At 55.8% G+C, this 10,934-nt stretch carries 10 protein-coding genes and 2 pseudogenes; 7 read left to right on the forward strand and 5 right to left on the reverse strand.

Annotated features, from left to right (window positions below; genetic code table 11):
* From AACX78_RS21965 to AACX78_RS21980, 4 genes and pseudogenes are all read left to right on the forward strand, one after another.
* A pseudogene (locus tag AACX78_RS21965) lies at positions 1 to 740 on the forward strand (replication endonuclease); the annotation flags it as partial.
* A gap of 2 nt (positions 741 to 742) precedes the next feature.
* A complete protein-coding gene (locus AACX78_RS21970; RefSeq protein WP_159167586.1) occupies positions 743 to 1,243 on the forward strand; it encodes a hypothetical protein in 501 nt (166 codons plus the stop codon).
* 365 nt (positions 1,244 to 1,608) lie between these two features.
* On the forward strand, positions 1,609 to 2,367 hold the full coding sequence (locus tag AACX78_RS21975; protein WP_159167587.1) for a hypothetical protein: 759 nt from the start codon (positions 1,609 to 1,611) through the stop codon (positions 2,365 to 2,367).
* A gap of 96 nt (positions 2,368 to 2,463) precedes the next feature.
* On the forward strand, positions 2,464 to 3,537 hold the full coding sequence (locus tag AACX78_RS21980; RefSeq protein WP_159167588.1) for a hypothetical protein: 1,074 nt from the start codon (positions 2,464 to 2,466) through the stop codon (positions 3,535 to 3,537).
* A gap of 176 nt (positions 3,538 to 3,713) precedes the next feature.
* Here AACX78_RS21980 and AACX78_RS21985 read toward each other — a convergent pair.
* The 5 genes and pseudogenes from AACX78_RS21985 to AACX78_RS22005 all read right to left on the reverse strand — a co-directional run.
* Positions 3,714 to 3,881, reverse strand: a pseudogene (locus tag AACX78_RS21985) (transcriptional regulator); the annotation flags it as partial.
* Positions 3,882 to 3,905: 24 nt separating this feature from the next.
* Entirely contained in the window at positions 3,906 to 4,538 is a 633-nt protein-coding gene (locus AACX78_RS21990; protein WP_159167590.1) for a glycoside hydrolase family 75 protein, read from the reverse strand.
* A gap of 172 nt (positions 4,539 to 4,710) precedes the next feature.
* Positions 4,711 to 4,962: an ogr/Delta-like zinc finger family protein gene (locus AACX78_RS21995; protein WP_042067783.1), complete on the reverse strand. Its 252-nt coding sequence runs from the start codon at positions 4,960 to 4,962 to the stop codon at positions 4,711 to 4,713.
* 58 nt (positions 4,963 to 5,020) lie between these two features.
* On the reverse strand, positions 5,021 to 6,037 hold the full coding sequence (locus AACX78_RS22000) for a phage portal protein (protein ID WP_159167591.1): 1,017 nt from the start codon (positions 6,035 to 6,037) through the stop codon (positions 5,021 to 5,023).
* A complete protein-coding gene (locus AACX78_RS22005) occupies positions 6,034 to 7,854 on the reverse strand; it encodes a terminase large subunit domain-containing protein (protein WP_159167592.1) in 1,821 nt (606 codons plus the stop codon). The genes AACX78_RS22000 and AACX78_RS22005 overlap by 4 nt, the downstream gene beginning before the upstream one ends.
* 176 nt (positions 7,855 to 8,030) lie before the next feature.
* On the opposite strand from AACX78_RS22005, the gene AACX78_RS22010 reads away from it, so the two are divergent.
* Genes AACX78_RS22010 through AACX78_RS22020 form a run of 3 tightly spaced genes read left to right on the forward strand, consistent with a single transcriptional unit; the run spans position 8,031 to position 10,712 of the window.
* Positions 8,031 to 8,903 (forward strand): GPO family capsid scaffolding protein, encoded by an 873-nt coding sequence (locus AACX78_RS22010; RefSeq protein WP_159167593.1) that lies wholly within the window; start codon positions 8,031 to 8,033, stop codon positions 8,901 to 8,903.
* A gap of 9 nt (positions 8,904 to 8,912) precedes the next feature.
* Positions 8,913 to 9,980 carry a phage major capsid protein, P2 family gene (locus AACX78_RS22015; protein WP_159167594.1) on the forward strand — a complete coding sequence of 356 codons (1,068 nt, stop codon included), beginning with the start codon at positions 8,913 to 8,915 and terminating at the stop codon, positions 9,978 to 9,980.
* Positions 9,981 to 9,983: 3 nt separating this feature from the next.
* A complete protein-coding gene (locus AACX78_RS22020) occupies positions 9,984 to 10,712 on the forward strand; it encodes a phage terminase small subunit (protein WP_159167595.1) in 729 nt (242 codons plus the stop codon).
* Positions 10,713 to 10,934: the final 222 nt, after the last annotated feature.

Consider the following 10,934-nt stretch of genomic DNA (forward strand, 5'->3'; position numbering starts at 1 on the left):
CCCGTTACGCCGCGGATAACGGCATCTTTCGCTGTTACCTCCACGCCATGGGTGGCGCCCTGGCCACCCGGGCCGAGCACCCCATCAAACTGGCCCACCTCATTGAGGAGCAGGCCAACTGCTACGGCGAAGACATCAAGCGCCTGATGGGACTGCACACCGCCAGCTTGGGTATCAAGACCCGCCTGCAAGGGTGGGAAGTGGTTCCCGCAGGCACCCATGAGGCCACCAAGGCCGCCGGGGCGTCGGGCTGGGGTGTTGGGGTTCAGTCGGGCGACAGCCCGGCTCCTTGGAGCTCTGACAATAACTGTACGCAGCCGGATCCAGCGGCGTTCGCGGATCAGTTAATGGCAGAGCAATGGGGGTTATCGCCCTTCTCCATTGACCGTTTGCGCTCTGGCGCCAGCGTCACAGCTGACAGTTTCACCCTCTGGCTTGAGAACGGCCAACTGCAATCGTGCCGAGCGATACCCAATGAACCGGACTGGATGCCAGAGGGCCCGTCGCCAGCCGAGCCAAACCAACCGGATGAGTACGCAGTACCGGAAGGCGATCAGGACTGGCCGATGCTGGTTGAGCTCTGCGGCAAGGTCTACCAGGCACAGGGCCATACCGGTACCAGCAGCTGGATAGAGATGCTGCCGGAGCCCTATCAGTCAGAGATGTGGCGGGTACTGGAGGGGCTGGATACGCCGGAGTGGTTGCAGGAACAGGACGACTACAGCGAGGAGTGGGCATAAACATGAACAGCAAACAGACCGTCAGCCGGGAAGAGTACCGCCGCCTAGATAATCGGGTGACCTGCGTTCTCCAGCAGCGCTGGCCAGCCAACGAGATCAGCCAATGGGTGGAAATGCTACAGGACAAACAGCAGGCCGTGGCCTGCGCCATCCTGCGCCGCCGCCACCCTCGCCCAGCGCAGCTGGCTCTGCCGGCCATCACCACCGAGCTGCCGAATCCGTTTCAGGCCAAGTCAAACCGCCCCACCGTGCCGGTGCTCACAGCGGATGGCCGCACTGTTGGTCGCCGCCATATCGTGGACGGGCTCACCCCAGTGGCCATCGACCAGAACGGCACCATCCGCTGCGCCGTCACCGGCCGTACCCTCTTTATCGCCCCGGGCAGCCCGACTGACCGAGCCAACCCGGGCGCCGCCGAACAGCTCAACCCAACATACCAGCCAGCCCTGCACCAGATAGTGGCTTGCCAGAGTCAACATGGAATCGTCACCAAAACACTTTAAGTAAATAACGCTCAGAGACTGCTGGTAAGACCACCAGAAATCCAATTATTATCCCTTCTCGTTCGTTCCGCGTCCCTACATCCTAGTCAGCAACACCATGTGATACCGGTCGCCCCGACCACAATCCTAGTTTGTTCACAAAGATGACGCTTGCTGGAGCTATTTTTTTGCACGGCAGCAGAGGCAGCGCCAAAAGATGGGGACAAGCGAATAGACCTAGACAGTAATAGGTTGGTAATATTATGATTTAAAGGTTATGTTTCTGTGCCGCTTGTGAGAGTAACGTTTAATTGTACAGCAAACTATCTTAAAAAATTAAGACCGCCTTCCATTCAATCACTGTTAGCACTATCAAGGGGTACCGCGTGATATCAAAGAAAGAGATAAAAGATCTAGTCATAGCTCTTGGAAAAAAATATTTTTTTCCAGATTTCACAAACAAGCTGACATGGTTTGTTGTAACTGTTGGTGGAGCAGTGATTTTGACTCCAACGGTTTTTAAACAAATATTCTACAATTGGCTCGTTGCTACATTCAACTTAAATTCAGGTATTCAATTCACATTTGCAGAACTGGAATCAAGCACCGCGGACTATACCATAGGTTGTTCACTCATCGCATTAGCATTGCTCCATAACATCATGAATCGATATTTTATTTATAAAGTCGGAGATATTGTAGCAGCCAACGAAAAGGAGCTAGAAGCTGTTGACCGCAATCTATTTGAAAGATTTTTATCCGAGTTCCCCTCCGACTCTCAATCGGTAACTCTTTTAAAAGAGCATGACTTCGGTAACTCTTATCATGACAACAACACCAATGAAATAGATCACTTCGTAGACACATGGAATACAGCAGAAAGAGAGTTCTTAGATCTAGAGCTTGAAGCTGCTCGCAAGAAGCTTCACGAAAAAATGCATGATTTTATATATAAGTTAGCCCAGAGCTCTGGGTTTATTCATACGGGCCCCATGATGTCCGCTGTCCCAGATGCCTACCGTGGTGCTTGGAACTGGCCTGAGCATGTCGATATACGAATCAAAGAGCTCAATGAGAAGAGCGCTGAGTGCTATAAGCTGCATCAACAATTCGTCATGCTTGGGCGGCGTAAACTAAAGTGTTAACAAGGCGTTTCTGTCGGAAAAATTCTTCACTGTGTTCCCAATTTTCTGCAGAACGCGACGTTATGCGCCCATGCATTATTAAATTATGGAGTAATAATGTTTTTTCAATCTGAGCAAAATTTAAAGGCTGTAAATGCTTTTGTTAGTCGAACCGAACATATAGTGATCCCTGACAATATCATCCAAATGAGACTTAACAATGCAAGGGAGATAATTGCTTCAATTGGCAGTTCCCCTGAGGGTTGGGATAAAAGATGTGACTTTAACATCCATCACTTGGGCGATCGTTTCATTGATAGCTTACGTATATTCTCAACAGAAGAAAAAGGCGATAGTAAAATAAATTTTATTTATGTGACAGCTTTTCGCCTTTTGTGTGAATTTGACTTCTTTCTTGGGTCTGAATTGGAATTGAATTTTGACCTTGAGTCCGTTAAAAAAACAATAACAGATGATGCTCTAACGAACAAGTCAGAAGTGAGCGGCCAGATCATATATGCCTTATATGTAATGCCTGCAAATATAGTAAAGCGACACCTTAACAACAAAAATTTAGTAGCAGTTACAGAGTTTAGCGCTAAATTAGATGAAGCAGAGAGGTTAAGAGTAGATTGGGATCAGGAAATTATTGCAAAGCAGGATTTTGTTAGAGAATTAGATGCAAAACTCGATGAAATAAAAGCAGGATTTAATTTTGTAGGTTTATATAAAGGTTTCTCAGACCTAGCTCTTAAAAAAACTAATGAGTTGAAATGGTTGTTTTATTCTCTTGTCGGCATGTCAGTATTAATACTTGCTCCATTAGCCTATGAGTTTATTACGCTTACGACAGAAAGCCATAAAGCTGGCGTTCAGATTGCTGAGTTATTTAAATTAATACCGTTAGTCTCTATAGAATTTATCTTGATTTACTTTTTCAGGATTGTATTGGTGAATTATCGTTCTACCAAGGCACAAATTATGCAAATCGAACTACGTCAAACACTTTGTCAATTCATCCAGAGTTATGCTGACTATGCATCGGAAATAAAAGCAAAAGATGCTAGTTCGTTAGAGAAGTTTGAGAGTTTAATTTTCAGTGGTATTTTGGCTGATGCAGAAAAACTACCAAGTACATTTGATGGCATTGAACAAATTGGAACAATGTTGAAAAATTTGAGAAGCTCATAACAAACAGCTAATGAGGGAATGTCAACGCGTGGAGATTCCAGTTCCACTGAACAGTGGTGGTTATGGCTGTTGTGATTGAGTTTAGTGAGCACCTTAGCCGGACGTTAGGTCACGATAAGCTCACATGAAACATGTGACTTTGTCGAGTATATTAGGAATAACAACTGGGGGCGCTATTACGACCCCAGTCCTTTCAATACCAGCTGCCGGCCTTCTGGCGTGAGTGACCCCATTAAGCTCAGCACCAGCTGGTTCGTGGTCTTGGCCGAGGGGCTTAAGGTGCGAGCAAACGACAAGGTGGGCACCCGGCTATGGCCACACTCAGCATCTGTACACTGGCAAAAGCGCACTGAACTGGACGACAACTTCTAAGCTGGCTGCAGAACAAATCCTGGAGCCGCGATTCCTGGCCATAGTTCGTAAAGCACTGCTGCTTGCGCTAGCCCACCATTTCTCGGACTTGATGGTATCCCAATGGCCTTGGCTGCTGCGATGCTTAACTCCCCAATTTTTCCACTTGGACCTCTATCCGCTACAACACAATCTACCGACTGTTGGTTATACGTGACACGTGCGAGACAACCACAAACGATACCTTTTGTTTTTTGGATAATCAGAGGAGGAACTACAATGTATGGGATGGTTTCGGAGTCAACATACGCCGTTGGATCGTCTATGTCTTTCCCTGGATAGCGGTACCATGTCATTGAAGCAATAACGCCGCCCGGAAAGACTTTTGGTTCATTGTCATCATCAAGAATAACAATAGAACGCGCCCAATTATGGGCACATACCACCTTGCCATTTTTGATTTTCATCCCACCATTCGCCAGATATTCTGTTCCCGAATCGTCCACTTTGTACGCAGCAGGGCCACCACTTTGGCCATTTGCACCGTCCGCATCAATATCTGCATCGGCAATAAAATGCACCCGCCCATCAGCATCTTCAATGATGATCGATTGGAAACCTTCGCCGCTAATAATGCCAAGCTGAGCCATAAATCCCCCTTCATCTTGCATGGGAAATAATCAAATCTGGTGCTCAACAACTCAGCATCAGCGCCTACAGATAGACAGGTTAGAACCGTATGACTACTCCAGCAAGCATAGGTCGACTCAGTGAGTGAGGGGGCATATTCAGTGAATAGTCTCTACTAAAAAATTGGGGGCGCTATTGCGCCCCCAGTCCTTTGAGTACCAACTGCCGCCCCTCTGGCGTCAGCGACCCCATCAGGCTCAGTACCAGCTGGTTGGTGGTCTTGGCCGAGGGGCTTAGGGTATGGGCGAACGACAAGGTGGCCACCCAGCTGTGGCCACACTCCGCATCAGTACACTGGCAGTAGAGATCCGAGACATCATCGCTCAGTCGGTTGGTTTTGGTAATGCGGCCCCGCTGGCCACACACTTTGCAATAAACCCGCATTACGCCCCCTTTTCTATCCAAATCAACAGCCTATCTTGCCACAGCAAACACTGTTTGTTTATACAGTTGAACCGATATTCTCCCGAAAATCGACCCAGAGGGAGCGAGGGAGTCCCGCGCTGTTGATGGCATCCTGGATAAGCTCACAGAGCGGCAACACCTCGTTTCGGGCATAGGTGGCATCGTATTTCTCGGGATCCCCGAGCCCGCCCCCGCCATTGGTCGGAATGATGCCGGCCAGCGCCGCCGGGAAGCGGTGGCTGGTCAGTACATCCTGGGCAGTGATCCCCTTGATGGCCGCAAACTCGTCCTTGGTGGCAATATCCCCCACCGGAATAAGCTTGATGCCATCGGGCTTGCCATTGGGGATGTTGACGAACATGGAGCGAAAATTCCCTACCCCCTTGCTGCTCGCGATCATCTCCTTCATCTCTTTTTCAGTGTCGTCGTCCATGTCCGGGTCGGTGGCGTAGAAGATGAATCCCATGTGGGCGCCGTTGAGGAAGTATTTGCGCCGAAACAGGGTGGCGTCCTGGTTGAGCAGGGCCGACTGCAGGCCCCCCAGGTAATCGGGCATGCCATAGACCTGCTGCTCAGGATCGTACTGCGCCAGCCAGATGACATCCTCCGGCCGGTAAATCAGGTTCGGCTTGCCCTGCTGCTGCAGGTAAACAAAGCAGCCATCCTCACGCCGGCGCAGGTAGACGCTCGAGAGCGGATGCAGCCCCACCACCTGGCCAAAGCCGTTACGAATTTTAAGCAGTCCCGCATCCCCGAACTGCAGGTAGTTGTGGGCAAAGGCGGTGACGGTGGTGCGCTGGTTGGTAAAGCGACCCGCTACCATGTTGCGCCGCGCCATCAAGATGGCCCCGTGGTGGGCGTTGGCCCGCACCACCTTGGCCAACCCCTTGCGCTCGATGGGCGGCTGGTAGTACTCGCCGTAGGGGTTGTAGAACACCCCGGTGTAATCGGTCATCCAGGCGGTGGGGTCGACCACTTCCGGCATGCTGAATACCACAGAAGAGCGGGTGGAAGGGGTGGCCGTCTTGGCCGGTTGTTGTTGTCGTTTGGTCATGCTGCCTTTCTCTCCTGACTGGTGACCCAGCTGGATTTGCGTTTGCGGTTAGTATCGAGTGGCTCGTTGGCCACGGCGTGGGCGATGGCAAAGAACACGTCGGCGTGGCCGGTCACGTTGTCGCGGGCGGCCCGAAACGTCATCTGACCGCCGCCGGTGGTGCTGCGCTTGATGGCCAAGAACGCAAGCGGAATATCCCGGTCTGAGCTGTCCCACTCGATGCGGTTGGCCTCCACCACGTCGATCATCTTGAGCACCAGCCGCGACTTGCTCTCGATGCTGTAGTTGATGGGGTGGCACACCCCTTTGAACACGGGTTTTAACAGGTCAAACACCCCGGCGCCGATGCCGGAGACATCGACCCCCAGATAGGTGACCCGAAACTTCTTGGCGATGCGCTCTATCTCCTGTGCCTGGTACTGGAAGTTGAGGCCCCGCCAGTAGTGTTTCTCCAGCACCCGGAACCGCTCGCCGGCGACGGTGGGCGGGGCGACCACCACCAGGGTGGCGTTGTCGCGGGTGCGGCTCGGGTCATAGCCCAGCCACACCTCCCGCCGGGCGAACGGGTCGGGCCGCCCGGGCTTGTAATCCTCCCACCGGGTCGGGTCCACCCCGGCCCGCTCCATGTCCTGGAACTTGAACACTGACAGCGCATCGTCGATAAAGCGGCAAAGGTAGAGGCGCTCAAACACCTCCTCCGGGTACTCGTCCTTGAGCTCCTCGATGTCGATGAGGTTACAGCCAAGGCGTATGGCATCCTCAATGGTGATGACATAGCGCCACTGCCGATCGGGACAGATGCGGCCCCCGTCGCGCAGGTCATCTTCACCAGGAAAGTCGATAGCCTGCCGACTTGGGCGAGTACCTTTCCAGCGATCCCCGGTCCAGAACCGGTACGCTTCGTGCACCTTGCTCGATGGCGTGGAGAAGTAGGTTTTGCGCCAGTGGCTCTGGGTGGCCATGGCGCTGGAGACATCGGAGAGCCGCTCGAAGTTGGGGATCCAGAAATACTCATCGATGTAGACGTTGCCGGAACGAGACTGGGCGCTGTTGGAGTTGGTGGAGCAAAAGATAAGCTCGGCCCCGTTCGACAAGACGATGGGGTTGCCGGTCAGGGTCAGCCCGAGGAAGGTCTGGGCAATCTTGCAGATGTAGGAGCGAAACACCTCCGCCTGGGCGCGGGTGGCTGAGAGAAATATCTGGTTACCACCGGTCAGAATGGCATCTTCCAGCGCCTCGCCGGCGAAGTAGTAGGTCATGCCTATCTGGCGGGACTTGAGGATATTGCGGGTACGCGGCAGGGCCGGATCGTTCTTGGCCTCCCGGCAGCGCAGCTGATAGCCAAACAGGGTACCCAGCCACTCGCTAAAGTCGGCCTCTGTCAGGTGGCCTACCTGGTTCTTACCCTTCTTGCCACCTTTGCCCTTGCTGCTGCCGCTATCCTGGCCGCCCCGGCCACGGCGCGGCCGCTCGGCAGTGGGCTCATCACCACTCTCGCGGCGAGCGGTGAGTGCCTGCTGGCGTTCGGCCCACTTGAGCGCTTTCTCTTTGAGGCTGACATGGTGGCCGATGAGCCGGTCCAGCTCCTCCTGTTCGCCCGGGGTTTTCTTCTCGCGATCCAGCAGCACATTGACCCGACGGGCAATGGCATCCTCCACCGCCTCATCGGTCAGCAGCTCTCGCCAGCCGAGCTTTTCGGCCCAGTAGTAGACAATGCGACACGAGTTGAGCCCCAGTTCGTCCTTGATCTCCTGGGGGGTCCATCGCTTAAGGTAGAGTCCCTTTGCTGCCTTGCGGATCTCTTCGGGATACGCCACGGCGCCTCCTTCAATATGAATGATGGCGCCATCATAGCCAGCCCCCTCCCCTCGCTTATCCCACTGATGTTCTGAGCAATTCGGATATCCCGCTGGATCCGAATCCCCCCGAACACAACAGGATGAAACCCCCTTGCCGACCCGATAGCCTGAGCCCGCATCTATTGGGAGCAGGCATGAGCGCAACAACCTTGAGAACAGATTGGGTCTGTATCGCCACCGAAGGCAAAGCGGTGGACGGGCGGGATATTACCCGCGACTGGCTCACCGACATGGCCGAAACCTACGACCCCGATTTCTACACGGCGTTGCTGTGGCCAGAGCACGATCGCTGGTCAAACTTCGGTGTGGTGCAGGCGCTCAAAACGGTGGAAGTCGATGGCAAGCTCAAGCTGTTCGCCATCCTCTGCCCGAATCGCGATCTCATCTACTACAACCAGAACGGCCAGTATCAGTTCTGCTCCATCGAGCCCTTCGAGAACTTCGCCGACACCGGGCGCACCTACCTGCTGGGCCTCGGCGTCACCGACGAGCCGGCAAGCCTCGGTACCACGCGCCTCAAATTCAGCACCAAGCACAAAGGCCACACCATCGGCGCCAGCGAACAGCTGGATCTCTCCACCTTCAAGCTACCCAAGCACGAAAAGGCTGATGGCCTGATCGCCAAGTTTTTCAGCTTCCTGGCAAGCCACGGCGACCCTGACCCCAAACCTACCCCCAGCCAACCCGAGGATGAGGAAATGAAACCAGAACAGTTCGATCAGATGCTGGGGGCCCTGACCGGCCTTGGCACCAAGATCGATGCCTTCAGCGCCAAGCTGGAAGCCAAACCCACCGATGAGCAACCCGCCGCCCCGGTCACCGATCCCGTCATCGTTGACGACAAGCCCGGCATCACCGCCGAGCAGTTCACCAAGCTGGAGCAGACCTTGACCGGTCTGACCGACAAGGTCGGCGAGCTGCAAGGCCAGATCGAGAAGTTCTCCGTTGAAGTGCCGGGCCAGCGCCCGGGCGCGCTCGGCGGTGACGATACCCCCACCGTATATTAAGGACGGCCCATGAGTCAGACCCTCACCGTCCAGGCCATGCAGCGCCTGGACCAATACAGCAACGCCCTGGCCAAGTCCTACGGCATCCCCGTTAACGCCCTGGCCAAACAGTTCAGCGTCACCGGTCCGGTGGAAACCGGCCTGCGCGCTGCCCTGCTCGCCTCGGTCGAGTTCCTTGGCCTCGTCACTTGCCTGGACGTGGACCAGATCAAGGGCCAGGTGGTGCAAGTGGGCATCGGCAAGCTGTTCACCGGCCGCAAGAAAAACGGCCGCTTCAACGGCAAGATCGGCGTCGATGGCAACACCTACGAGCTGACCGAGACCGATTCGTGCGCCTCCCTTGACTGGGCGACCCTGTGCGTCTGGGCCAACGCCGGCAGCGAGGGCGAGTTCCTGCGCCTGGTGGGCGACTTCATCAACAAGGCGTTTGCCCTGGACATGCTGCGGGTCGGCTGGAACGGCATCGACGCGGCCGCCGATACCGATCCTGCCGAGCACCCGCTGGGAGAGGACGTCAACAAGGGCTGGCACCAGATTGCCCGCGAGTGGAACGACGGCAGCCAGATCATCAAGGCCAAGGCTGGCGAGAAGATCCGCTTCGACCCGGACGGCCACGGCGATTACAAGACCCTGGACGAGATGGCCTCCGACCTTATCAACACCACCATCGATCCGCTGTTTCGCCAGGACCCGCGTTTGGTGGTGCTGGTCGGTACCGACCTGATTGCCGCCGCCCAGGCCAAGCTCTACAGCGAAGCCACCAAGCCGAGCGAGCAGATCGCCGCCCAGAAGCTGGCCGAATCCATCGCCGGGCGCCGGGCCTACATCCCGCCCTTCTTCCCGGGCAAGCGGATGGTGGTCACCACCCTGGACAACCTGCACATCTACACCCAGCGCGGCACCCGCAAGCGCAAGGCCGACGATAACCAGGACAAGAAGTGCTTCGATAACCAGTACTGGCGCATGGAAGGCTATGCCCTCGGCGAACACCTGGCCTATGGCGGCTTTGAGGAGGCTGATATCGAGATTGGCGCCGCCAAGCCGACCGAGGCGCCCACCACCGAGCCGCAGGACTAAGCCATGAGCTCACCCGGTCAACGCCACAAGCAGCGCCTGATCGCCAGGCAAGGGGCCGAGCAGGCCGCTTGCTCTGGCATGGCCACCGGCGCGGTGGCCGACAGCCTGCACCTGCAGCTGATTGCGCTGGAGCAGGACATGGTCCGGCTGCGCAAGCTGGCGCGCATTGGGGATCGGGTGAACATGAAACGCGATGAGCTGATGCCCAGGTACCGCCCCTATGTGGAGCGCTATCTGGCCACGGTCGCGGAGTCCGGCCAGCCCTACCAGAACGAGCTGTTTCAGCGCCTTATCATTTGGGCCTTTGACGTTGGGGATTTTGACGCCGGCATTGCCTGGGCGGAGCTCGCCATTGCCCAGGGGCAGCGCACCCCGAACAACATCAAGCGCGACTGGGCCCACTTTGTGGCCGACACCGTGCTGGAGTGGGCCGAGAAACAGGCGGCCGAAGGCCATGCCGTCGAGCCCTGGTTCTCCCGGGTGTTCGACAAGGTGCGCACCGACTGGCGCCTCAACGAGCGGTTGACCGCCAAGTGGTTCAAGGCCGCCGGTTGCCTGCTGCTGCGCGACCACGACGGCCTGCCCCGCCCCAGCGCCGTGGGCGACAGCGCCACCCTGGAGCAAGCCGATCACTGGCTGGCCCAGGCCGACCAGCTGCACGGCAAAGTGGGCGTCGGCACCTTGCGCCAAAAGATTGCCATGCGCCTGCGGGCGCTTAACACAGAGCAGTAACCGACTCTCCGCGCCACCGCACCCCGGCGCGAAGGCCATGGGCAGCTTATGGCTAACCCAGCGGCCATTGCGTGGCTTCAGGGGTGCTCCATTTCAACCAACCAGCGAGGCCAGCCATGTTTGCAGGCAAGGACATCGACTACAGCGCCGCCACTATCCGCAATGACGGCTTCTGGCCGGATGTGGCCGTGAGCGATTTTGAACGTCGCCGCGCCCTGCCTG

The organism is Aeromonas sp. 9A (genome assembly GCF_963900955.1).
In the GTDB taxonomy this organism is placed as follows: Bacteria; Pseudomonadota; Gammaproteobacteria; order Enterobacterales; family Aeromonadaceae; genus Aeromonas; species Aeromonas salmonicida.